The organism is Streptomyces roseofulvus, from assembly GCF_039534915.1.
In the GTDB taxonomy this organism is placed as follows: Bacteria; Actinomycetota; Actinomycetes; order Streptomycetales; family Streptomycetaceae; genus Streptomyces; species Streptomyces roseofulvus.
Genome location: NZ_BAAAWE010000001.1, coordinates 5,886,448 through 5,910,926 on the forward strand (window position 1 = coordinate 5,886,448; position 24,479 = coordinate 5,910,926).

At 68.3% G+C, this 24,479-nt stretch carries 13 protein-coding genes, 1 tRNA gene and 3 rRNA genes; 13 read left to right on the forward strand and 4 right to left on the reverse strand.

Annotated features, from left to right (window positions below):
• Positions 1–82 precede the first annotated feature (82 nt).
• Positions 83–4,048, reverse strand: a complete 3,966-nt coding sequence (eccCa, locus tag ABFY03_RS27305) for a type VII secretion protein EccCa (RefSeq protein WP_346171033.1) — start codon at positions 4,046–4,048, stop codon at positions 83–85.
• Between the two features lie 279 nt (positions 4,049–4,327).
• On the opposite strand from eccCa, the gene eccD reads away from it, so the two are divergent.
• The 6 genes from eccD (at position 4,328) to ABFY03_RS27335 (ending at position 11,382) form a co-directional block, all read left to right on the forward strand.
• Positions 4,328–5,827, forward strand: coding sequence for a type VII secretion integral membrane protein EccD (gene eccD, locus ABFY03_RS27310; RefSeq protein WP_386723770.1), 1,500 nt, complete (start codon positions 4,328–4,330; stop codon positions 5,825–5,827).
• Positions 5,828–6,002: 175 nt separating this feature from the next.
• Positions 6,003–6,290: a 30S ribosomal protein S15 gene (gene rpsO, locus ABFY03_RS27315; RefSeq protein ID WP_030496547.1), complete on the forward strand. Its 288-nt coding sequence runs from the start codon at positions 6,003–6,005 to the stop codon at positions 6,288–6,290.
• 269 nt (positions 6,291–6,559) lie between these two features.
• Positions 6,560–8,770 carry a polyribonucleotide nucleotidyltransferase gene (locus tag ABFY03_RS27320; RefSeq protein ID WP_346171034.1) on the forward strand — a complete coding sequence of 737 codons (2,211 nt, stop codon included), beginning with the start codon at positions 6,560–6,562 and terminating at the stop codon, positions 8,768–8,770.
• Positions 8,767–10,146 (forward strand): M16 family metallopeptidase, encoded by a 1,380-nt coding sequence (locus ABFY03_RS27325; protein WP_319011207.1) that lies wholly within the window; start codon positions 8,767–8,769, stop codon positions 10,144–10,146. The genes ABFY03_RS27320 and ABFY03_RS27325 overlap by 4 nt, the downstream gene beginning before the upstream one ends.
• Before the next feature lie 25 nt (positions 10,147–10,171).
• On the forward strand, positions 10,172–10,924 hold the full coding sequence (dapB, locus tag ABFY03_RS27330; RefSeq protein WP_319011206.1) for a 4-hydroxy-tetrahydrodipicolinate reductase: 753 nt from the start codon (positions 10,172–10,174) through the stop codon (positions 10,922–10,924).
• A 5-nt stretch (positions 10,925–10,929) separates the two neighbouring features.
• Positions 10,930–11,382 (forward strand): hypothetical protein, encoded by a 453-nt coding sequence (locus tag ABFY03_RS27335; RefSeq protein ID WP_319011205.1) that lies wholly within the window; start codon positions 10,930–10,932, stop codon positions 11,380–11,382.
• Here ABFY03_RS27335 and ABFY03_RS27340 read toward each other — a convergent pair.
• Together ABFY03_RS27340 and ABFY03_RS27345 are read right to left on the reverse strand one after the other, a co-directional pair.
• Complete coding sequence (locus ABFY03_RS27340) at positions 11,372–11,920, reverse strand: hypothetical protein (protein WP_319011204.1); 549 nt, start codon at positions 11,918–11,920, stop codon at positions 11,372–11,374. The two genes, ABFY03_RS27335 and ABFY03_RS27340, sit on opposite strands and share 11 nt — an antisense overlap.
• Before the next feature lie 54 nt (positions 11,921–11,974).
• Positions 11,975–12,214: a hypothetical protein gene (locus ABFY03_RS27345; protein ID WP_319011203.1), complete on the reverse strand. Its 240-nt coding sequence runs from the start codon at positions 12,212–12,214 to the stop codon at positions 11,975–11,977.
• Positions 12,215–12,385: 171 nt separating this feature from the next.
• Here ABFY03_RS27345 and thyX point away from each other — a divergent pair, with 171 nt between their 5' ends.
• From thyX to ABFY03_RS27380, 7 genes are all read left to right on the forward strand, one after another.
• Positions 12,386–13,126, forward strand: a complete 741-nt coding sequence (gene thyX, locus ABFY03_RS27350) for an FAD-dependent thymidylate synthase (RefSeq protein WP_319011202.1) — start codon at positions 12,386–12,388, stop codon at positions 13,124–13,126.
• Between the two features lie 177 nt (positions 13,127–13,303).
• Complete coding sequence (dapA, locus tag ABFY03_RS27355; RefSeq protein ID WP_319011201.1) at positions 13,304–14,203, forward strand: 4-hydroxy-tetrahydrodipicolinate synthase; 900 nt, start codon at positions 13,304–13,306, stop codon at positions 14,201–14,203.
• 130 nt (positions 14,204–14,333) lie between these two features.
• Positions 14,334–16,019 (forward strand): ribonuclease J, encoded by a 1,686-nt coding sequence (locus ABFY03_RS27360; protein ID WP_319011200.1) that lies wholly within the window; start codon positions 14,334–14,336, stop codon positions 16,017–16,019.
• Between the two features lie 493 nt (positions 16,020–16,512).
• A 16S ribosomal RNA gene (locus ABFY03_RS27365) occupies positions 16,513–18,038 on the forward strand.
• 282 nt (positions 18,039–18,320) lie between these two features.
• Positions 18,321–21,436 (forward strand): 23S ribosomal RNA (locus tag ABFY03_RS27370).
• 72 nt (positions 21,437–21,508) lie between these two features.
• Positions 21,509–21,625 (forward strand): 5S ribosomal RNA (rrf, locus tag ABFY03_RS27375).
• Together the 16S, 23S and 5S rRNA genes with 1 tRNA gene alongside form the textbook arrangement of a ribosomal RNA operon.
• Before the next feature lie 5 nt (positions 21,626–21,630).
• Positions 21,631–21,703: transfer RNA gene (locus tag ABFY03_RS27380), tRNA-Thr, on the forward strand.
• Between the two features lie 100 nt (positions 21,704–21,803).
• On the opposite strand, the gene ABFY03_RS27385 is transcribed toward ABFY03_RS27380, so the two are convergent.
• Positions 21,804–24,449 carry a SpoIIE family protein phosphatase gene (locus tag ABFY03_RS27385; protein WP_319008731.1) on the reverse strand — a complete coding sequence of 882 codons (2,646 nt, stop codon included), beginning with the start codon at positions 24,447–24,449 and terminating at the stop codon, positions 21,804–21,806.
• Positions 24,450–24,479 lie beyond the last annotated feature (30 nt).

Consider the following 24,479-nt stretch of genomic DNA (forward strand, 5'->3'; position numbering starts at 1 on the left):
CGCCGACGACGGGGCGCCCGGAGGAGCGGGGACGGTCGGGGCGGAGCCGCCCCTGTGCCGTCCCGCCCCTCCCGCACCTCGCCTACAGCTCCGGCATCCGCCCCGTCTGCACCAGCGGGTTCCCGCGCTGGCGGGAGACGAAGATGCCGCGGCCCGCGGGCATCGGGCGCATGCGGACGCCGCCGAGGACGTCGCCCTCCTGGGGGTCGCCGGAGAGGAGGACGCCCTGGGCGCCGAGTTCCATCATGCGCTGCATGAAGGACTCGTACGCCGAGCGGCTGGCGCCCGCCGCGCTGCGGGCGATGATGAAACGGACGCCCACGTCGCGGGCGAACGGAAGCAGTTCCGTCAGCTTGGCCAGCGGGTTGCCGCTCGACGTGGAGACCAGGTCGTAGTCGTCGACGACCACGAACAGGTTCGGACCCGACCACCAGCTGCGGTCGCGCAGCTGCTGGGCCGTGACGTCCGCCGACGGCGACCGGCGGCGCATCAGGTCGGCGAGGGCGTCGACGTGGTGCTCCATGTTGTTGGACATGGGCACGTACTCGGCGAGATGGCTCGCCGGCGTCACGTCGAGCAGCGCGCGCCGGTTGTCGATCACGAAGAACTTCGCCGCGGCCCCGTCGTACCGCTCCGAGATCTGCTTGATCATCAGCCGGAGCAGGTTCGACTTGCCCGACTCACTCTCGCCGAACACCAGGAAGAACGGGTCGCGGTCGAAGTCGACGAAGACCGGCTCCAGGTTGTTCTCGTCGATGGCGAAGGCGATCCCGCGCTGCGGCTCCGCGTAGCCCGCCGGCAGCGTGCGCGCGTCCAGCTCGCGCGGCAGCAGCCGCACCTCGGGCGCGCCCGGAGCCGTCCAGTGCCGGGTGACCTCCTGCGTCATCGCGGCCGTCGCCTCGGCGAGGTCGCTGTCGGAGCTGATGCCGTCGATGCGCGGGACGGCCGCCATGAAGTGCAGCTTCTCCGGCGTGAGACCGCGGCCGGGGACGCCGGTCGGTACGTTCGCGGCGATCTTCCGGTCCAGCTCGGAGTCCATCGTGTCGCCGAGCCGCAGTTCGAGGCGGTTCATCAGGTGGTCCTTGAGGTTGGCCCGGACCTCCATGGAGCGCGAGGCCGTGATGACCACGTGGATGCCGTAGCCCAGACCGCGGGCCGCGATGTCCACGACGGCCGGTTCGAGACCCTCGTACTCGGTGCGGAAGTTGCCCCAACCGTCGATGACCAGGAAGACGTCACCCCACGGCTGGTCGGTCACCGGGATGTCGCCCCGGGCCCGCAGCCGGCGGAAGGTGCCGATCGAGTCGATGCCCGCGCTGCGGAAGTACTCCTCGCGCCGCGACAGGATGCCGTACACCTCGGCGACCGTACGCCGGACCCGCTCGGGGTCGAGCCGGGACGCCACGCCGCCGACGTGCGGCAGCCCGGCCACCGAGGCCATGCCGCCACCACCGAAGTCGAGGCCGTAGAACTGCACCTCGTGCGGGGTGTGGGTGAGCGCGAACGCCGAGATCAGCGTGCGCAGCAGCGTCGACTTGCCGGACTGCGGGCCGCCGATGATCTGCATGTGACCGGCCGCACCGGAGAAGTCCCGGTAGAGCGTGTCGCGGCGCTGCTCGTACGGCTTGTCCACCACGCCCAGCGGCACGACGAGCCGCCCCGCCCCCTCGTAGCCGGGCTGCGTCAGCCCCCGGCCCTCCACGCCCGCGAGCCCCGGCAGCACCGAGTCCAGCGCCGGCGGGTTGTCCAGCGGCGGCAGCCACACCTGGTGCGCCTCGACGCCGCGTCCCTCCAGCCGGCGCACGATCACGTCGAGCACCGAGTCCGCCAGCGCGTCGTCCTCGGCCTCCCGGGCCTCCGGGACCCGCGCCTGCTCCGCCGGCTCCAGATAGCGCACCGGCACCGGGGCCGCGGTGAACGGCACCGGCCGCCGGTCCACCGGCAGCGGCCCGCCCGGCGTCACGGCGTGCTGGTTGGCGCGGTACGTGCCGGAGACGTACGCCGCCTTGAACCGCACCATCTCGTCGGTGCCGTACTTGAGGTAGCCGGAGCCCGGCACGTTCGGCAGCGAGTAGGCGTCGGGCACGCCGATGGCCGCCCGGGACTCCGCCGCCGAGAAGGTCCGCAGACCGATCCGGTAGGAGAGGTACGTCTCCAGGCCGCGCAGCCGGCCCTCCTCCAGGCGCTGCGAGGCCAGCAGCAGATGGACGCCGAGCGACCGGCCGATGCGGCCGATCTGCACGAACATCTCGATGAAGTCCGGCATCGCCGTCAGCAGCTCGGAGAACTCGTCGATGACGAGGACCAGCGACGGGATCGGCTGGAGCGGGGCGCCGGCCGCGCGCGCCTTCTCGTAGTCGTGGATGTTCGCGTAGTTGCCCGCGTCGCGCAGCATCTCCTGGCGCCGGTTCAGCTCACCGCGGATGGAGTCGCCCATCCGGTCCACCAGCGTCAGGTCGTCCGCGAGGTTGGTGATCACCGCGGCCACGTGCGGCATCTGCGACATGCCCGCGAAGGTGGCACCGCCCTTGAAGTCCGCGAGGACGAAGTTCAGCGTCTCCGAGGAGTGCGTCACCGCCAGCCCCAGCACCAGCGTGCGCAGCAGCTCGGACTTTCCGGAACCGGTCGCGCCGACGCACAGGCCGTGCGGGCCCATGCCCTCCTGCGCGGCCTCCTTCAGGTCCAGCATCACCGGGACGCCGTCCTCGCCGACGCCGATCGGCACCCGCAGCCGCTCGGACCGGGACCGCGGCCGCCAGGTGCGGCTCACGTCGATGGAGGCCGCGTCGCCGAGGTTCAGCAGATCGGTGAAGTCCAGATTGGCGAGGAGCGGCTCGTCGTCGTCCGCACCGCTCGCCACCCGCAGCGGCGCCAGCTGCCGGGCCAGCGCCTCCGCCGCGTCCAGGCTCAGCGCGTCCGGCGTGCCGTCGTACACGTGCCCGTGCCCCGACTCCAGCCGCAGCGCCCCGCCCTCCACGACCACCGACAGGTCGCCGCGGGCGCCGGCGCCCCGGCCCTGCACGACCTCGATGATCGTCACGCCCTGGATGCCCTCCGGCGAGGCCAGCGCCGAGGTCTGCGGGATCGACTGCCCGTCGAGCACCACGACCAGGTGCGGGAAGTCGAGCAGCGGGTGGTTCGGGCCCTGGAAGCGGGGCCGGCCCTCCAGCCGGCCGGCCACCAGGTCCTCCAGCTCCCGCGCGTCCGTCGTCATCAGCCGCCGGCTGCCCGCGCCGTCGCCGGGACCCGGCGCCTGCACGTGCGGCAGCCACTTCGCCCACTCCCAGGCGGGGGCGGCGCCGTCGTCCGTGGCGACGACGACCACCAGGTCCTCGGGGGAGTGGAGCGCCGTCAGCGACCCCACCATGGCACGGGTCGTGGACCGGGCCGCCTCCGCGTCCCCGCTCACCGTCAGGTGGTAGAAGGCCCGCAGCGACACCGCCATGGGCAGGCCGTCGAGGGTGCCGTGCGCGGTGAGGAACTGTTGCATCGCCCCCGCGGTCAGCGGCTCCAGCTCGTCCACCGGCGCCGTCTCGGGCGCGATCAGCGGCGTCGCCAGCTGCTGGCTGCCGAGGCCGACCCGGACCTGACCGAAGTCGGCGTCCCCGATGCGCCGCTCCCAGATCCGGCTGCCCTCGGCGACCAGCGCCCACAGCTGCTCGGGCGACGGGTGCAGATAGAACTGGGCGTCGCGCTGGAGGTGAGCCGTCCGCAGCACGGTCCGCCGCGTCTGCGTCAGGTACTTCAGGTAGTCGCGCCGCATGTCGGCGAGCTGGCCCTGCGTACCGCGCCGGTAGCGGACCAGCATCGCGATGGCCATCGCCACCGTCGACGCGATCATCACCATGCCCATGATCCGCATGATCGGGTTCGGCGTCATGAAGAAGAAGACGACCGAGCCGCCCATGCCGAGCATCGGCAGGAGCTGCATCAGGGCGCCCTCCTGCTGCCCGCGGGGCAGTTCCGGCGGAGGTTGCAACTGCACCTGCTCGTCAGGCACTTCGGACGGCAGAGCCCGCGGTGGACGCTTGACGACGATCTGGCTCACAGCTCACCAATTTCCGTTGCCGGACGGAAAGTTCCTCCAGACGCCCCCGTGGCGACGGGATCCATCCGCGGGGAGGGATCCTACTTTGGTGCGGGGTCACGGGTGGGCGGTAGGGTGGCCCGAAATATTTGCGTGGCCATGAACTATCGCAAAAATCGGGTCATTCGGAGCGCAATGTCCGCGGCCGGGGGCCACGGTCCACGAGCAGGTCCGCGGACCGGCGGCCGGACCCGCCGGCCGGAGCACCAGGACCACCACGAGGGGAAGCAGCAGGTGAGTATGACGGCCCCAGCCACGGCCGGCGGAGCCGGCCAGTCGGCTCCCACCACCGTGTTCCACGGCGGCACCGGCTTCTGCCGGATCACCGTCGTCGCGCCCGACGGCCGCGTCGACGTCGCACTGCCGGAGGACGTGGCCCTCGCCGACCTCTACCCGGAGGTGCTCCGGCTCTCCGGCCAGACCCCGGCGCCCGGCGCCCCGGTCGGCTACCACCTGGTGCGCCGCGACGGCACCGTCCTCGACGGCAGCCGCTCCCTGTCCGCCCAGCGCATCCTCGACGGCGAGCTGCTGTCGCTGCGCCCCTTCGCCGAGTCGCTGCCCCCGGCCGTCTTCGACGACGTCTCCGACGCGGTCGCCTCCGCCGTCTCCAAGGACCGCACCCTGTGGTCCGACGCCCTGATGCGCGGCGCCGGCCTCTTCGGCGGGGCCACGCTCCTCGTCCTCCTCGCCTTCGTCCTGTGGACGGCCGAGCCCCGCCACGACATGCACGGCCTGGCCGGCATCCTGGCCGGCGTCACCGCCGTCCTGCTCCTCGCGCTCGCCGCCGTCCGCGCCCGCGTCTACGACGACCGCGGCTCCGCCGTCGCCCTCGGCACCGGCGCGATGGCGAACGCCGCCGTCGCCGGCTCCGGCCTGCTCTCCCTCGCGGCCGGCCAGGGAATCGGCAAGCTCCAGTTCCTGCTGGCCTGCACCGCCGTCCTCGTCTGCGCCGTGATCCTCACGATCGTCTCGCCCGGCGGGGACGGCCCCTTCGTCGCCTTCGCCTTCGCCTCCGCCGTCGGCATGCTGGTCGGCTTCGCGGCCATCCTCACCGAGCTCACCCCGGCCGAGACCGCCGCGGTCTGCGCCCCCTTCGCCGTCGGCGCGCTCGCCTTCCTGCCGGGCCTCTCCACCCGCTTCGCCCGGCTCCCCATCGGCTTCGAACCGCCCAGGACCACGATCGGCGGATACGGCTCCGAGGCCGAGCCGCAGGGCCCCGTCGACGCCGCTCGCATCGCCGCCCAGGCCCGCCGCGGCCACGAACTCCTCGTCGGCCTCGTCGGCGGCTGCGCCCTCGTCGCCGTCGGCTCCGCCGCCGTCCTCGGCTTCTCCGACACCGTGTGGGGCCAGCTCCTCGCCCTCGCCACCGGCGTCGCCATGCTGATGCGCGCCCACCTCTTCCGCTACACCGCGCAGGTCGGCTGCGCCCTCGCGGCCGGCCTCGGCTCCCTCGTCCTGCTCGGCCTCGGCCTCGCCCTGAACCCGCCGACCGAGCTCCTCCTGGAGGCCCTCAAGGGCGACGGCACCGCCCTCGACATCCGTACGGTCTGGCTCTCCGCCGCCATCGCCGGCGTCGCCGCGCTGCTCACGGCCATCGGCCTGATCGTGCCGCGCAAGGGCGTCACCCCGTTCTGGGGCCGCTTCCTGGAGATCGCCGAGACCTTCGTCCTGCTCACGCTGCTGCCGCTCTGCCTCGCGGTCTTCGACGTCTACCACTCCATCCGGGCGCTCACCTCCTGAGCCGCCTGGTACGCTGTGTGACGGCCGTTTGTGTACGCGCTCCCGGAAGCCTCGAAGGCTCCCTTCAAAGTTCGGGGAGCAGCGCTCATCGGACCTTCGCTCCCGAGTCACGGAAGCTTCCCCTGAGAACAAGACCAGGGGCACTCGTGGGCGCACGAACCTAGAGGAGATCCGCGTGGCTCTCGACGCCGCCGTCAAGAAGCAGATCATGGCCGAGTTCGGCACCAAGGAGGGCGACACCGGCTCCCCCGAGGTCCAGGTCGCGATGCTGTCCCGCCGCATCTCGGACCTGACCGAGCACCTCAAGACCCACAAGCACGACCACCACTCCCGCCGTGGTCTGCTGATCCTGGTCGGCCAGCGCCGCCGTCTGCTGCAGTACCTGGCCAAGAAGGACATCCAGCGCTTCCGTACGCTGGTCGACCGGCTCGGCATCCGCCGCGGTGCGGCCGGCGCCAAGTAAGACGCCGTGAAGGGAGCGGTTCCCACTTTCAGGGGGCCGCTCCCTTTGCTGTACGTGCGCGAAGTACCGACCGGCAATTACTCTGGTCGCAGAACGCCACAACCCGCGCGAGAAGCAGCCGGCACGCCGCCGGTCCTCGGTAGTGGCCCCCGGACCTCATCCCGGGTGCTTCGATCGAAGACCGGCCCGCCATCTGAAACGTGCTTCTCCGCACCCGTCCCGCGCCACACGGGCGCGCGGACCAAAGACGAACGTAGGAGAAACCCATAGTGGAGAACGAGACCCACTACGCCGAGGCCGTCATCGACAACGGCACCTTCGGCACCCGCACCATCCGCTTCGAGACGGGTCGTCTCGCCCGCCAGGCCGCCGGCTCCGCCGTCGCCTACCTCGACGACGACACGATGGTGCTCTCGGCGACCTCCGCCTCCAAGCGTCCCAAGGACCAGCTCGACTTCTTCCCCCTCACGGTGGACGTCGAGGAGCGGATGTACGCGGCCGGCAAGATCCCCGGCTCCTTCTTCCGCCGCGAAGGCCGCCCCTCCGAGGACGCGATCCTCACCTGCCGCCTGATCGACCGCCCGCTGCGCCCGTCCTTCAAGAAGGGCCTGCGCAACGAGATCCAGGTCGTGGCCACGGTCATGGCGCTCAACCCGGACCACCTGTACGACGTCGTCGCGATCAACGCCGCGTCCGCGTCCACCCAGCTGGCCGGCCTGCCCTTCTCCGGCCCGATCGGCGGCGTCCGCGTCGCGCTGATCAAGGGCCAGTGGGTCGCCTTCCCGACCCACACCGAGCTCGAGGACGCCGTCTTCGACATGGTCGTCGCCGGCCGTGTCCTGGAGGACGGCGACGTCGCGATCATGATGGTCGAGGCCGAGGCCACCGAGAAGACCATCGCCCTCGTCAAGGGCGGCGCCGAGGCGCCGACCGAGGAGATCGTCGCCGCCGGCCTGGAGGCCGCGAAGCCGTTCATCAAGGTCCTCTGCAAGGCCCAGTCGGACCTCGCCGCCAAGGCCGCCAAGCCCGAGGCCGAGTTCCCGATCTTCCTGGACTACCAGGACGACGTGTACGCCGCCCTCGACGAGGCCGTCCGCGACGAGCTGGCCCAGGCGCTCACCATCGCCGGCAAGCAGGACCGCGAGGCCGAGCTGGACCGCGTCAAGGAGATCGCCGCCGAGAAGCTCCTCCCGGCCTTCGAGGGCCGCGAGAAGGAGATCTCCGCCGCGTACCGCTCCCTGACCAAGGCCCTGGTCCGCGAGCGCGTCATCAAGGACAAGGTCCGCATCGACGGCCGCGGCGTCACGGACATCCGTACGCTCGCCGCCGAGGTCGAGGCCATCCCGCGCGTGCACGGCTCCGCCCTGTTCGAGCGTGGCGAGACCCAGATCCTGGGCGTCACCACCCTCAACATGCTCCGCATGGAGCAGCAGCTGGACACCCTCTCCCCGGTGACCCGCAAGCGCTACATGCACAACTACAACTTCCCGCCGTACTCCGTCGGCGAGACCGGCCGCGTCGGCTCCCCGAAGCGCCGCGAGATCGGCCACGGCGCGCTCGCCGAGCGCGCGATCGTGCCGGTCCTCCCGACCCGCGAGGAGTTCCCCTACGCGATCCGCCAGGTGTCCGAGGCCCTCGGCTCCAACGGTTCGACGTCGATGGGCTCGGTCTGCGCCTCCACCATGTCGCTGCTGAACGCCGGTGTGCCGCTCAAGGCCCCCGTCGCCGGCATCGCCATGGGCCTGATCTCCCAGGAGATCAACGGCGAGACGCACTACGTCGCCCTCACCGACATCCTCGGTGCGGAGGACGCCTTCGGCGACATGGACTTCAAGGTCGCCGGTACGAAGGAGTTCGTCACCGCCCTCCAGCTCGACACCAAGCTGGACGGCATCCCGGCCTCCGTCCTGGCCGCGGCCCTCAAGCAGGCCCGCGACGCCCGCCTCCACATCCTCGACGTGATGATGGAAGCGATCGACACCCCGGACGAGATGTCCCCGAACGCCCCGCGGATCATCACCGTCAAGATCCCGGTGGACAAGATCGGTGAGGTCATCGGCCCCAAGGGCAAGATGATCAACCAGATCCAGGAGGACACCGGCGCCGAGATCACGATCGAGGACGACGGCACCATCTACATCGGTGCCGCCGACGGCCCGGCCGCCGAGGCCGCCCGCGCCACGATCAACGGCATCGCCAACCCGACCATGCCGGAGGTCGGCGAGCGCTACCTGGGCACGGTCGTCAAGACCACCACCTTCGGTGCCTTCGTCTCCCTGCTCCCGGGCAAGGACGGCCTGCTGCACATCTCGCAGATCCGCAAGCTCGCCGGCGGCAAGCGCGTGGAGAACGTCGAGGACGTGCTCGCGATCGGCTCCAAGGTCCAGGTCGAGATCGCCGAGATCGACCAGCGCGGCAAGCTCTCCCTCATCCCCGTGATCGAGGGCGAGGACGAGAAGAAGGACGACGCCTCCTCGTGACGTCCCGTAGTTCCGCGACGACGGCCCGCCCCTCCTCCGAGGGGCGGGCCGTCGCCCGTACCCAAACGCTTCTCCCGGGCAAGGACGGCATCGGCACCGTCCGCCGCACGACCCTCCCCGGCGGCCTCCGGATCGTCACCGAGACCCTCCCCTCGGTGCGCTCGGCGACCTTCGGCATCTGGGCCCACGTCGGCTCCCGCGACGAGACGCCGGCGCTCAACGGCGCCACCCACTACCTGGAGCACCTCCTCTTCAAGGGCACGGCCCAGCGCTCGGCCCTCGACATCTCGTCCGCGATCGACGCGGTCGGCGGCGAGATGAACGCCTTCACGGCGAAGGAGTACACCTGCTACTACGCCCGGGTCCTCGACACCGACCTGCCGCTGGCGATCGACGTCGTCTGCGACATGCTCACGGGCTCGCTCATCCTCGACTCCGACGTGGACGCCGAGCGCGGCGTGATCCTCGAGGAGATCGCGATGACCGAGGACGACCCCGGCGACGTGGTGCACGACCTGTTCGCGCAGACCATGTTCGGCGACACCCCGCTGGGCCGCCCGGTCCTCGGCACCGTCGACACGATCAACGCGCTCTCCCGCGGCCAGATCGCCCGCTTCTACAAGAAGCACTACGACCCGACCCACCTGGTCGTGGCCGCCGCGGGCAACGTGGACCACGCCACGGTGGTACGCCAGGTCCGCCGCGCCTTCGAGCGCGCCGGCGCCCTGACCCGTACCGACGCGGCCCCGATCGCCCCGCGCGACGGCCGGAAGACCATCCGGACGGCGGGCAGGGTCGAGCTGATGGGCCGGAAGACCGAGCAGGCGCACGTCGTCCTCGGCATGCCGGGCCTGGCCCGCACCGACGAGCGCCGCTGGGCGCTCGGGGTGCTGAACACCGCCCTCGGCGGCGGCATGTCCTCCCGCCTCTTCCAGGAGGTCCGGGAGAAGCGCGGCCTGGCCTACAGCGTGTACTCGTACACCTCGGGCTTCGCCGACTGCGGCCTCTTCGGCGTGTACGCGGGCTGCCGCCCCAGCCAGATCCACGACGTGCTGCGGATCTGCCGGGACGAGCTCGACAAGGTCGCCTCGGACGGCCTCACCGACGAGGAGATCGCCCGCGCCGTCGGCCAGCTCTCCGGCTCCACGGTCCTCGGCCTGGAGGACACCGGCGCGATCATGAACCGGATCGGCAAGAGCGAGCTGTGCTGGGGCACCCAGATGTCGGTGGACGACATGCTCGGCCGGATAGCGGCCGTCACCCCGGACGAGGTCCGGGAGGTCGCCCGTGACGTGCTGACCCGGCGGCCCTCGCTGTCGGTGATAGGACCGCTGAAGGACAAGCAGGCGGACCGCCTTCACCAGGCCGTCTCCTGACCTCCCTCCCTAAGGAAGAAGTGCGATGAGCAAGCTGCGCGTGGCGGTCCTCGGCGCCCGGGGCCGTATCGGCTCCGCGGCGGTCAAGGCCGTCGAGGCCGCCGAGGACATGGAACTGGTCGCGGCCCTGGGCCGCGGCGACAAGCTGGAGACCCTCGCCGAGGCGGGCGCCCAGGTCGTCGTCGAGCTGACCACCCCCGACTCGGTCATGGCCAACCTCGAGTACTGCGTGGGCCACGGCATCCACGCCGTCGTCGGCACCACCGGCTGGACCGAGGACCGCCTCGCGCGGCTGAACGGCTGGCTCGCCGCCTCCCCGGAGACCGGCGTGCTCATCGCGCCGAACTTCTCCATCGGCGCGGTCCTCACCATGAGGTTCGCGCAGATCGCCGCGCCGTACTTCGAGTCGGTCGAGGTCATCGAGCTGCACCACCCGAACAAGGTGGACGCCCCCTCCGGCACCGCCACCCGCACCGCCCAGCTGATCGCGCAGGCCCGTGCCGAGGCCGGCCTCGGCGCCCAGCCGGACGCCACCGCGACCGCCCTCGACGGTGCCCGCGGCGCGGACGTGGACGGCGTGCCGGTGCACGCGGTACGGCTCCGGGGCCTGCTGGCCCACCAGGAGGTGCTGCTCGGCGGCGAGGGCGAGACCCTCACCGTCCGCCACGACTCGCTGCACCACTCCAGCTTCATGCCGGGCGTGCTGCTCGGTGCCCGCCGCGTGGTGAGCACCCCGGGCCTCACGTTCGGCCTGGAGCACTTCCTGGACCTGGGCTGACGGTCATGGGCGGAAAGATCACGTACGTCTTCCTCGCCACCGTCCTCGTGCTGGTCTTCGGGGTGGTGGCGATGGAGGGCGTCCTGCTCCTGCTGACCGGCGAGCCGGCGGCCATGGGCATGGGCGCGGTGGCGTTCCTGCTGCCCGCCGTCGGCGGCTGGTTCCTCTGGAAGAACACGAGCTTCGCGCGCCGGGCCAACCGGCTGGCGGCGGAGCTGGAGGCCGAGGGCGGGCTCCCCGTCGACGACCTGCGGCGCACCCAGGGCGGCCGGATCGACCGCGACTCCGCGGACGAGGTCTTCGCCCGGCGCAAGGCCGAGGCGGAGGAGTCGCCGGAGGACTGGCGCTGCTGGTTCCGGCTGGCGGTCGCCTATCACGACGCCCGTGACACCCCGCGGGCCCGCAAGGCGATGCAGCGGGCCATCGCCCTCCACGAGGGCCGGGCGGTCAGCGCCTGACGCCGTACTCGGCGTGCCACGCCTCGACGGTGTCGGCGGCCCGGTCGAACGCCTCGACGCGGGAGAGGAAGTCGGCGTTGTGGTCGGTGAGCAGCACCAGCTGCTCGCCGGCCGTCCGGTCGAGGAGCAGGGCCTGGCCCTGGACGGTGCGCGGGAAGTTCAGCCAGCGCACCGGCTGCTGGGCGGTGCGGACCGCGGCCACCTTCGCCCAGGGGGTGGTGTGGGTGGTGAAGAAGCCGACGCGGCGCACGCCGGCGCGGCTCACCCAGGTGCCCATGCGCAGCAGGCGCAGCGCGGCCAGGATGATCAGCACGGCGATGCCGAAGGTGACGAGCGAGCCGGTGACGGCGCCCGCGGCTGCGATGATCACCGCGGCGAGCAGCACGAACGAGGCCAGCAGCAGTGCGAGCGCCGCCGCGCCGACCCGGTAGGACCCTGGACGGTACGGACGGCGCCACTGGTCGTGGTCGTCGAACGGGAGCGCGACGGCGTCGGTGGTGTCGAAGGCACGGTCGGCCGTCAGGAAGGGCAGGGGCACGGCGGTTCCTCACTCACAAGCACGCTCGAAGGGGCGGTGCCCGGTGAGGCTACCTCAGCGGTTGTCGGAGGCTTCGGACTGCTGCCGGTGGCTGGGCGAGTCCGTGCTGTCGAGGGACGGCATGCCGAGGACGAGCGAGCCCACGAGCCCGGCGGCGACGGTCAGCCCGAGCAGCGTACGTCCGACGACCTGCCCGGGACGCAGCCGCTCACGAGGCGGTGGAGTGACGTTACTGCGGAACTCGTCGGCCTCCGCGACGAACGCGAACGGTACGGCCTCTGTCCGCCTGAACATGGGTGTCACTCTCCTCGGTGGTCCGTGGGGCGGTCTGTTGTACGCCTCACAGGTACAGACGATCGAACCGAGGGTTTGGTGCCGTTTTTCACCGAAGCAGCCCAATCTCATCCTTCAGTCGGACTCGCGCTAACCTGGGCCCGCCCCACAGACGACTGGAAGGTACTCCTGGTGACCGACACCCCCACCGAGCCGGCGAAGATCGACCTCAGGAGCGACATCACCGTCGAACTGGTCAAGAGCGCCGCGGCCGACTCCGACGTCCTCTGGGCGGCCCGGGTCTCCACGGCGGGGGAGCAGTCCCTCGACGAGCTCCAGAAGGACCCGGAGCGCTCGAAGGGCCTGATCAACTACCTGATGCGGGACCGTCACGGCAGCCCCTTCGAGCACAACTCGATGACCTTCTTCATCAGCGCCCCGATCTTCGTCTTCCGCGAGTTCATGCGGCACCGCGTGGGCTGGTCGTACAACGAGGAGTCGGGCCGCTACAGGGAGCTGCAGCCGGTCTTCTACGTCCCCGACGCGTCCCGCAAGCTGGTCCAGGAGGGCCGCCCGGGCAAGTACGTCTTCGTCGAGGGCACCCAGGAGCAGCACGAGCTGGTCGGCCGCGCGATGGAGGACTCGTACCGCCAGGCGTACGAGGCGTACCAGGAGATGCTCGCCGCCGGCGTCGCCCGCGAGGTGGCCCGCTCTGTCCTCCCGGTCGGCCTCTTCTCCTCGATGTACGCCACCTGCAACGCCCGCTCGCTGATGCACTTCCTCGGCCTGCGCACCCAGCACGAGCTGGCCGCGGTGCCGTCCTTCCCGCAGCGGGAGATCGAGATGGTCGGCGAGAAGATGGAGGAGCACTGGGCCCGGCTGATGCCGCTGACCCACGCCGCCTTCAACAAGAACGGCCGCGTCGCGCCATAGGGCACAGATGTTCGTCCACTCTCACGAAGTGTCCGTATTGCGACGTTTCGTGAAGTTCATCTAGGCTGATCAAACGGACCCGGCACTGCTTGAACCCCCGAGCAGGCAGTGCCGGGCTCCTCTTCTCACGTCCCCCGAGGGGACACCCGGCGCTGAGCAGCGAGTAGCGTGTTACCCATGGCTCCGATCTCCACTCCGCAGACCCCCTTCGGGCGGGTCCTCACCGCCATGGTCACGCCCTTCACGGCGGACGGCGCACTCGACCTCGACGGCGCCCGGCGACTCGCGACCCACCTGGTGGACGCCGGCAACGACGGCCTCGTCGTCAACGGCACCACCGGCGAGTCCCCCACCACCAGCGACGCGGAGAAATCGGAGCTCGTACGCGCCGTACTGGAGGCGGTGGGCGACCGCGCCCACGTCGTCGCCGGCATCGGCACCAACGACACCCACCACTCGATCGAGCTGGCCCGCGCCGCCGAGCGCGACGGCGCCCACGGCCTCCTCGCCGTCACGCCGTACTACAACAAGCCCCCGCAGGAGGGCCTGTACCGGCACTTCACGGCCATCGCCGACGCCACCGGCCTCCCGGTGATGCTCTACGACATCCCCGGCCGCTCCGGCGTCCCGATCGACACCGAGACCATCGTCCGGCTCGCCGAGCACCCCCGGATCGTCGCCAACAAGGACGCCAAGGGCGACCTCGGCCGCGCCAGCTGGGCCATCGCCCGCTCCGGCCTCGCCTGGTACTCCGGCGACGACATGCTCAACCTGCCGCTGCTCTCCGTCGGCGCGGTCGGCTTCGTCTCCGTCGTGGGCCACGTCGTCACCCCCGACCTGCGCGCCCTCCTCGACGCCCACCTCGCGGGCGACCACGAGAAGGCCACCGAGATCCACCAGAAGCTGCTCCCGGTCTACACGGGCATGTTCCGCACCCAGGGCGTCATGACCACCAAGGCCGCGCTCGCCCTCCAGGGCCTCCCGGCCGGTCCGCTGCGCCTGCCGCTCGTCGAGCTCTCCGCGCAGGAGACCGACCAGCTCAAGGTCGACCTGGCCGCCGGCGGGGTAGACCTCTGACATCCGACTTCACAACTGAACAGTGACAACTGAAGACCGCGAACAACCGAACACCGACAACAGCAAGTGCACGATTGTCATGCGCGCCACGTGCCGACCGGTACGTGGCGTGTGTGGTGAGGAGAGACTTTTGAGCCATCCGCATCCCGAACTCGGCGCCCCGCCGAAGCTCCCCCAGGGCGGCCTCCGCGTCACCCCGCTCGGCGGCCTGGGCGAGATCGGCCGCAACATGACCGTCTTCGAGTACGACGGCAAGCTGCTGATCGTCGACTGCGGCGTCCTCTTCCCCGAGGAGGAGCAGCCGGGCGTCGACCTGATCCTGCCCGACTTCACCACCATCCAGGACCGCATCGACGACGTCGTCGGCATCGTCCTGACCCACGGCCACGAGGACCACATCGGTGGCGTGCCGTACCTGCTGCGCCTGCGGCAGGACATCCCCCTCATCGGCTCCAAGCTGACCCTCGCCCTGATCGAGGCCAAGCTCCAGGAGCACCGCATCCGCCCGTACACGCTGGAGGTGGCCGAGGGCCACCGCGAGCGGCTGGGCGTCTTCGACTGCGAGTTCATCGCGGTCAACCACTCCATCCCGGACGCCCTGGCGGTCGCGATCCGCACCCCCGCGGGCATGGTCGTGCACACCGGCGACTTCAAGATGGACCAGCTGCCGCTGGACAACCGCCTGACCGACCTGCACGCGTTCGCGCGCCTCAGCGAGGAGGGCATCGACCTCCTGCTCACGGACTCGACGAACGCCGAGGTCCCGGGCTTCACGGCACACGAGCGGGACATCTCCAACGTCCTGCGGAACGTCTTCGCCAACGCCCAGAAGCGGATCATCGTGGCGAGCTTCGCCAGCCACGTGCACCGCATCCAGCAGATCCTCGACGCCGCCCACGAGTACGGCCGCCGGGTCGCCTTCGTCGGCCGCTCGATGGTCCGCAACATGGGCATCGCCCGCGACCTCGGCTACCTCCGGGTCCCGGCCGGCCTCGTCGTCGACGTGAAGACGCTGGACGACCTGCCGGACGACGAGGTCGTGCTGGTCTGCACGGGTTCCCAGGGCGAGCCGATGGCGGCCCTGTCCCGCATGGCCAACCGCGACCACCAGATCCGGATCGTCCCCGGCGACACGGTCATCCTGGCCTCGTCCCTCATCCCGGGCAACGAGAACGCGGTCTACCGCGTGATCAACGGCCTGACCCGCTGGGGCGCCAACGTCGTCCACAAGGGCAACGCCAAGGTCCACGTCTCGGGCCACGCCTCGGCCGGCGAGCTGCTGTACTTCTACAACATCTGCAAGCCGAAGAACCTCATGCCGGTCCACGGCGAATGGCGCCACCTGCGCGCCAACGCCGAGCTCGGCGCGATGACGGGCATCCCGAAGGACCACATCGTCATCGCCGAGGACGGCGTCGTCGTCGACCTGGTCGACGGCCGCGCCCGCATCACCGGCAAGGTCCAGGCGGGGTACGTGTACGTGGACGGCCTCTCGGTCGGCGACGTCACCGAGACCTCCCTGAAGGACCGCCGCATCCTCGGCGAGGAGGGCATCATCTCGGTCTTCCTGGTGGTGGACTCCTCCACCGGCAAGATCACCGGCGGCCCGCACGTCCACGCGCGCGGCTCCGGCATCGAGGACTCCGCCTTCGACGCGGTGCTCCCGAAGATCGAGCAGGCGCTGAACAAGTCCGCCCAGGACGGCGTCGTCGAACCCCACCAGCTCCAGCAGCTGATCCGCCGCACCGTCGGCAAGTGGGTCTCCGACACCTACCGCCGCCGGCCGATGATCCTCCCGGTCGTCGTCGAGGTCTGAGCCCGAAGGGCCTGACCAGCGCGGTTACGGAGCGGGGCACCTCGATTTGCATCGGGGCGCCCCGCTCCAGTACGTTTACGGCTCCGCCAGAACGGGAAGCCCCGGCGCCGCAGTGCGCCCGGACGGCCGACCGGGAGGTGGAAAATCCGACCGAGATCATCTGATAAAGTCGGAAAGCGCCGGAAGGCCCCGAGGAATTGAAACTCAGGACCGGAAAGCACCGAGGAAATCGGATCGGAAAGATCTGATAGAGTCGGAAACGAAGGAAGCGCCCGGAGGGCCTGGAAACAGGAACGAAGGAAGCGTCCGCACCTTGAGAACTCAACAGCGTGCCAAAAATCAACGCCAGATTAGTTGATACCCCGTCCAGCCGGTTTCGGTTGGTCGAGGTTCCTTTGAAACAAAACACAGCGAGGACGCTGTGGACGGTCGGTCACATTCCGACCTGACCGTCCCGCTCAACGCGAGTGTTGAACCCGATCACGGGTACACATTCACGGAGAGTTTGATCCTGGCTCAGGACGAACGCTGGCGGCGTGCTTAACACATGCAAGTCGAACGATGAAGCCCTTCGGGGTGGATTAGTGGCGAACGGGTGAGTAACACGTGGGCAATCTGCCCTTCACTCTGGGACAAGCCCTGGAAACGGGGTCTAATACCGGATACGAGACGAGGAGGCATCTCCTCGTCTGGAAAGCTCCGGCGGTGAAGGATGAGCCCGCGGCCTATCAGCTTGTTGGTGGGGTAATGGCCTACCAAGGCGACGACGGGTAGCCGGCCTGAGAGGGCGACCGGCCACACTGGGACTGAGACACGGCCCAGACTCCTACGGGAGGCAGCAGTGGGGAATATTGCACAATGGGCGAAAGCCTGATGCAGCGACGCCGCGTGAGGGATGACGGCCTTCGGGTTGTAAACCTCTTTCAGCAGGGAAGAAGCGAAAGTGACGGTACCTGCAGAAGAAGCGCCGGCTAACTACGTGCCAGCAGCCGCGGTAATACGTAGGGCGCAAGCGTTGTCCGGAATTATTGGGCGTAAAGAGCTCGTAGGCGGCTTGTCACGTCGGGTGTGAAAGCCCGGGGCTTAACCCCGGGTCTGCATCCGATACGGGCAGGCTAGAGTGTGGTAGGGGAGATCGGAATTCCTGGTGTAGCGGTGAAATGCGCAGATATCAGGAGGAACACCGGTGGCGAAGGCGGATCTCTGGGCCATTACTGACGCTGAGGAGCGAAAGCGTGGGGAGCGAACAGGATTAGATACCCTGGTAGTCCACGCCGTAAACGTTGGGAACTAGGTGTTGGCGACATTCCACGTCGTCGGTGCCGCAGCTAACGCATTAAGTTCCCCGCCTGGGGAGTACGGCCGCAAGGCTAAAACTCAAAGGAATTGACGGGGGCCCGCACAAGCAGCGGAGCATGTGGCTTAATTCGACGCAACGCGAAGAACCTTACCAAGGCTTGACATATACCGGAAACATCCAGAGATGGGTGCCCCCTTGTGGTCGGTATACAGGTGGTGCATGGCTGTCGTCAGCTCGTGTCGTGAGATGTTGGGTTAAGTCCCGCAACGAGCGCAACCCTTGTCCTGTGTTGCCAGCATGCCCTTCGGGGTGATGGGGACTCACAGGAGACCGCCGGGGTCAACTCGGAGGAAGGTGGGGACGACGTCAAGTCATCATGCCCCTTATGTCTTGGGCTGCACACGTGCTACAATGGCCGGTACAAAGAGCTGCGATGCCGTGAGGCGGAGCGAATCTCAAAAAGCCGGTCTCAGTTCGGATTGGGGTCTGCAACTCGACCCCATGAAGTCGGAGTTGCTAGTAATCGCAGATCAGCATTGCTGCGGTGAATACGTTCCCGGGCCTTGTACACACCGCCCGTCACGTCACGAAAGTCGGTAACACCCGAAGCCGGTGGCCCAACCCCTTGTGGGAGGGAGCTGTCGAAGGTGGGACCAGCGATTGGGACGAAGTCGTAACAAGGTAGCCGTACCGGAAGGTGCGGCTGGATCACCTCCTTTCTAAGGAGCACAGTACCGATTGCAGGCAAACGTTCTGCACGGTCAGCTCATGGGTGGAACGTTGATTATTGGATGCGAGTGACCTGAAGGTCTCCAAGTACTGCTTCGGCGTGGAACGGATGACACGGACGGTGCTCGCATCTGGCACGTTGTTGGGTATCTGAGGGTACGGCCGCAAGGTTGTATCTTCGCGATGCCGGCCCCAGTAAAGCTCTGCTTCGGCAGGGTGTGATGGGTGGCTGGTCGTTGCTTGAGAACTACACAGTGGACGCGAGCATCTGTGGCCAAGTTTTTAAGGGCGCACGGTGGATGCCTTGGCACCAGGAACCGATGAAGGACGTGGGAGGCCGCGATAGTCCCCGGGGAGTCGTCAACCAGGCTTTGATCCGGGGGTTTCCGAATGGGGAAACCCGGCAGTCGTCATGGGCTGTCACCCACTGCTGAACACATAGGCAGTGTGGAGGGAACGAGGGGAAGTGAAACATCTCAGTACCCTCAGGAAGAGAAAACAACCGTGATTCCGGGAGTAGTGGCGAGCGAAACCGGATGAGGCCAAACCGTATGCGTGTGATACCCGGCAGGGGTTGCGCATGCGGGGTTGTGGGATCTCTCTTCTGTCGTCTGCCGGCGACAGGACGAGTCAGAAACCGTTGATGTAGTCGAAGGACATGCGAAAGGTCCGGCGTAGAGGGTAAGACCCCCGTAGACGAAACGTCAGCGGCTCGTTTGAGAGACACCCAAGTAGCACGGGGCCCGAGAAATCCCGTGTGAATCTGGCGGGACCACCCGCTAAGCCTAAATATTACCTGGTGACCGATAGCGGATAGTACCGTGAGGGAATGGTGAAAAGTACCGCGGGAGCGGAGTGAAATAGTACCTGAAACCGTGTGCCTACAAGCCGTGGGAGCGTCGGGATCTTCGGATCCTCGTGACTGCGTGCCTTTTGAAGAATGAGCCTGCGAGTTTGCGGTGTGTTGCGAGGTTAACCCGTGTGGGGAAGCCGTAGCGAAAGCGAGTCCGAATAGGGCGTTTCAGTAGCACGCTCAAGACCCGAAGCGGAGTGATCTAGCCATGGGCAGGTTGAAGCGGAGGTAAGACTTCGTGGAGGACCGAACCCACCAGGGTTGAAAACCTGGGGGATGACCTGTGGTTAGGGGTGAAAGGCCAATCAAACTCCGTGATAGCTGGTTCTCCCCGAAATGCATTTAGGTGCAGCGTCGTGTGTTTCTTGCCGGAGGTAGAGCACTGGATAGGCGATGGGCCCTACCGGGTTACTGACCTTAGCCAAACTCCGAATGCCGGTAAGTGAGAGCACGGCAGTGAGACTGTGGGGGATAAGCTCCATGGTCGAGAGGGAAACAGCCCAGAGCATCGACTAAGGCCCCTAAGCGTACGCTAAGTGGGAAAGGATGTGGAGTCGCAGAGACAACCAGGAGGTTGGCTTAGAAGCAGCCACCCTTGAAAGAGTGCGTAATAGCTCACTGGTCAAGTGATTCCGCGCCGACAATGTAGCGGGGCTCAAGCGTACCGCCGAAGTCGTGTCATTGCAGTACATACCCCCAACGGGGACTGTGATGGGTAGGGGAGCGTCGTGTGCCGGGTGAAGCAGCCGCGGAAGCGAGTTGTGGACGGTTCACGAGTGAGAATGCAGGCATGAGTAGCGATACACACGTGAGAAACGTGTGCGCCGATTGACTAAGGGTTCCTGGGTCAAGCTGATCTGCCCAGGGTAAGTCGGGACCTAAGGCGAGGCCGACAGGCGTAGTCGATGGACAACCGGTTGATATTCCGGTACCCGCTTTGAAACGCCCAATATCGAGCCCATTAATGCTAAGCCCGTGAAGCCGTTCCGGACCCTTCGGGGAAAGGAAAGTGGTGGAGCCGGCGAACCAAGGTGGTAGTAGGTAAGCGATGGGGTGACGCAGGAAGGTAGTCCAGCCCGGGCGGTGGTTGTCCCGGGGTAAGGGTGTAGGGCGTGTGATAGGCAAATCCGTCACACATTAAGCCTGAGACCTGATGCCGAGCCGATTGTGGTGAAGTGGATGATCCTATGCTGTCGAGAAAAGCCTCTAGCGAGTTTCATGGCGGCCCGTACCCTAAACCGACTCAGGTGGTCAGGTAGAGAATACCGAGGCGTTCGGGTGAACTATGGTTAAGGAACTCGGCAAAATGCCCCCGTAACTTCGGGAGAAGGGGGGCCACGCCTGGTGATGAGTCTTGCACTCTGAGCTGGGGGTGGCCGCAGAGACCAGCGAGAAGCGACTGTTTACTAAAAACACAGGTCCGTGCGAAGCCGTAAGGCGATGTATACGGACTGACGCCTGCCCGGTGCTGGAACGTTAAGGGGACCGGTTAGTGACCTTTCGGGGTTGCGAAGCTGAGAACTTAAGCGCCAGTAAACGGCGGTGGTAACTATAACCATCCTAAGGTAGCGAAATTCCTTGTCGGGTAAGTTCCGACCTGCACGAATGGCGTAACGACTTCTCGACTGTCTCAACCATAGGCCCGGTGAAATTGCACTACGAGTAAAGATGCTCGTTTCGCGCAGCAGGACGGAAAGACCCCGGGACCTTTACTACAGTTTGATATTGGTGTTCGGTTCGGCTTGTGTAGGATAGGTGGGAGACTTTGAAGCAGCCACGCCAGTGGTTGTGGAGTCGCCGTTGAAATACCACTCTGGTCGTGCTGGATGTCTAACCTGGGTCCGTGATCCGGATCAGGGACAGTGTCTGATGGGTAGTTTAACTGGGGCGGTTGCCTCCCAAAGGGTAACGGAGGCGCCCAAAGGTTCCCTCAGCCTGGTTGGCAATCAGGTGTTGAGTGTAAGTGCACAAGGGAGCTTGACTGTGAGACCGACGGGTCGAGCAGGGACGAAAGTCGGGACTAGTGATCCGGCGGTGGCTTGTGGAAGCGCCGTCGCTCAACGGATAAAAGGTACCCCGGGGATAACAGGCTGATCTTCCCCAAGAGTCCATATCGACGGGATGGTTTGGCACCTCGATGTCGGCTCGTCGCATCCTGGGGCTGGAGTCGGTCCCAAGGGTTGGGCTGTTCGCCCATTAAAGCGGTACGCGAGCTGGGTTTAGAACGTCGTGAGACAGTTCGGTCCCTATCCGCTGTGCGCGTAGGAATATTGAGAAGGGCTGTCCCTAGTACGAGAGGACCGGGACGGACGAACCTCTGGTGTGCCAGTTGTCCTGCCAAGGGCATGGCTGGTTGGCTACGTTCGGGAGGGATAACCGCTGAAAGCATCTAAGCGGGAAGCCTGCTTCGAGATGAGTATTCCCACCTCCTTGAGAGGGTAAGGCTCCCAGTAGACGACTGGGTTGATAGGCCGGATGTGGAAGCCCAGTAATGGGTGGAGCTGACCGGTACTAATAGGCCGAGGGCTTGTCCTCAGTTGCTCGCGTCCACTGTGTTAGTTCTGAAGTAACGAACTCCCATGCCGGTTGAGTTCAACTTCATAGTGTTTCGGTGGTCATAGCGTTAGGGAAACGCCCGGTTACATTCCGAACCCGGAAGCTAAGCCTTTCAGCGCCGATGGTACTGCAGGGGGGACCCTGTGGGAGAGTAGGACGCCGCCGAACAACCCGCCCTTTTAGCTCAGTCGGCAGAGCGTCTCCATGGTAAGGAGAAGGTCAACGGTTCGATTCCGTTAAAGGGCTCAGAGAAAAGGCCCCCGCCATTCTGGCGGGGGCCTTTTTGCGTTGAGAGCCAGGGAATGCGCGGCCGGCGTCTCCGGGAGGAGACGCCGGCCGGGGCGCGTCAGCTCGGGTCCGGTTCCCGCAGGCGCATCGTCAGGATGGCCATGTCGTCCGAGGCGGGGGCGTGGGCGAAGCGTTCGACCGCGCGGAGGATGCGGCCGCCGACGGCGCCGGCCGTCAGGCCCGTACAGGTCCTGAGGGCGTCGGCGAGGCCGTCGTCGCCCAGCATCCGGGTTCCCTCACGGCGCTCGGTGACGCCGTCCGTGACGCAGAGGAGGACATCGCCCGGGTCGAGCGTGAAGGTCTCCTCGTACAGCTCCAGGTCCTCCATCACGCCCAGCAGCGGCTGGGGCTCGGCGGCCGGGGTGACCGTGCCGTCCGGGCGGAGGCGCAGCGGGAGCGGATGGCCCGCGCAGACGACCTTCAGGATCGCCGAGCCGTCGGACTGCGGGCGGAGCTCGCCGTACAGGAGGGTCAGGAAGCGGCTGCGGGCGCCCTCGTCGAGGATGGCCGCGTTCAGGCGCTCCAGGACTGCGGGGCCGCCGAAGCCCTCGCGGGCCAGCAGGCGCAGGGCGTGCCGGGCCAGGCCGGTCACGGCCGCGGCCTCCGGGCCCGTACCGCAGACGTCGCCGATGGCGAAGCCGTACACGTCGTCGCGGATCGGGAAGACGTCGTAGAAGTCGCCGCCGACCTCGTTCCCCTCGCCGGCCGCGCGGTAGATCACGTCCACCTCGACGCCGGGGATCTTCGGGAGGTCGGGCGGCAGGAGGCTGCGCTGGAGGGACTGGCTGATGGCGTTGCGCTCCGAGTACAGGCGCGCGTTGTCCAGGGCCAGGGCGGCCCGGCGCGAGAGGTCCTCGGCGAGCTCCAGGATCTCCTGGCGGAAGTGGTCCTCGGCCGGGCGGCCCAGGGTCAGCATGCCGATGACGCGGTTCCGCGCGACCAGGGGCAGGACGACCGTCTCGCCGGCGACCGCGCCGGCCGTGGCCAGGGCGGTGTCGATGCCGGAGGAGAGCGGGCCGCCCAGGTTCTCCAGTTCGCGGGCCGAGGCCGCCAGCGCGGCCCGGTGGGCGGCGTCGCCCGGGGCCGTCCAGAGCCGGGCGCCGGGGCTCGGCACCGGGTCGGGCGGGGCGATGGAGTGCAGCAGTGCCTTCAGGCCGTCGATGCGGTCCTCGTCCTCGTGGAGCACGTACGAGAGGTACGGCTCGGAGGCCGGGTCGGCGATCGTGTAGACCGCGCACCAGGTGGCCAGGGTCGGGACCGTCATCTGGGCCATCAGGGCCAGGGTCTGGTCGCGGTCGAGGGTGCCGGCCAGCAGGTCGGACGCCTCGACGAGGAAGCTGAGGGAGCCGCGGCGGAGGCGTTCCAGCTCGCCCAGCCGGGCGGACTCCACGGCCAGGGCGATGCGGTCGGCGGCGAACTGGAGGCGGAGGGCCTCCTCGTTCGAGTAGCGGTTCGCGGCCTCGGCGGCGACGCCCAGGGAGCCGGTGAGACGGCCCTCCACCTTCAGGGGGACGGTGACGACCGAGCGCATGCCGGTGCCTTCGAGGAGGGGCACGGCGCCGGGGACGGCGGCCAGGTCCTCGTGCACGGCGGGCATGCGGGCGGAGCCGTACCGGCTGGCGCCGGTCTCCACGGGGACGCGGGCGAAGCGCTGGCGGGCCGCCGGCAGGCCGGTCGTCGCCCGCACCTCCAGCTCCGTCTCGTCGTCGGTGGCCAGCAGCAGGAAGGCGGCGTCGCCGTCGAGCATGTCCCGGGCCCGCTCCACCGTGCGCTGGAGCAGGCCGTCCAGGTCGTCGGGGGCGGGGGAGCCGATGAAGACCTCGAAGGGGTCCGCGCTGCGGCTCTCCGCGCCGGCATCGGCGGCCGGGCGCTGCGGGGTCTGCAGGACCGCGCGCTCGTCCTCCCGTACCAGCAGGCAGACCGTCGACGGTTCCCCCGCCGCGTCACGGACCCGCAGGTGGGAGGCGTACACGGGGATCACGCGGCCGTCGGCGCGGCGGAGCCCGTAACTGCCCTCCCAGCGGGAGAGGCGGAGGGCCTCGACCAGGCCCGTGCCGATGCCCGGGGTGTGCGGCCAGGCGGCGAGGTCGCCCAGGGGCTTGCCGGTGACCTGTTCGGGGGCGTAGCCGAAGAGTTCCTCGGCGTCCTCGTTCCAGGAGGTGATGGCGCCGCCCTGGTCGATCTGGACGACGGCGACGCGGACCCGGTGGTCGGCGACCGGGAGGAGGGCGTCGGGGAGGACCGGGCCGGCCGAGCGGGTGCCGACCGGGCGCTGGGGGAGGTCCAGGTGGAACCAGACGTGCTTGCGGGTGGGGGAGTAGTCCACGCCCCAGCGGTCGGCGAGGGCGGCGCAGAGGAGCAGGCCGCGGCCGTTCTCGCGGTCCGGGCTCGCGATCGCGGGGCCGCTCTGGACCGGGATCTCGCGCTCCGGGTAGCGGTCGGCGACCTCGACGCGGATGCTGTCCTCGGAGCGCAGGCAGAGGACCTCGGCGGCGGTGCCGGCGTGCACGACGGCGTTGGTGACCAGCTCGCTCGTGAGGACGACGGCGTCGTCCACGAGCTCCGGGTGGCCCCAGCCCTGGAGGGTGTCCCGGACGAAGGCCCGGGCGGCGGCGACTGACCGTCCGACAGGGTCGAAGGTGGCAGTCGCCCGCGCGGTGATCACAGCACTCCTCGTACGCGTCTCGACGCCCGGCTCCGCCATGCTCGGTCTGCCCCTCCCGCTGCCCGGTGG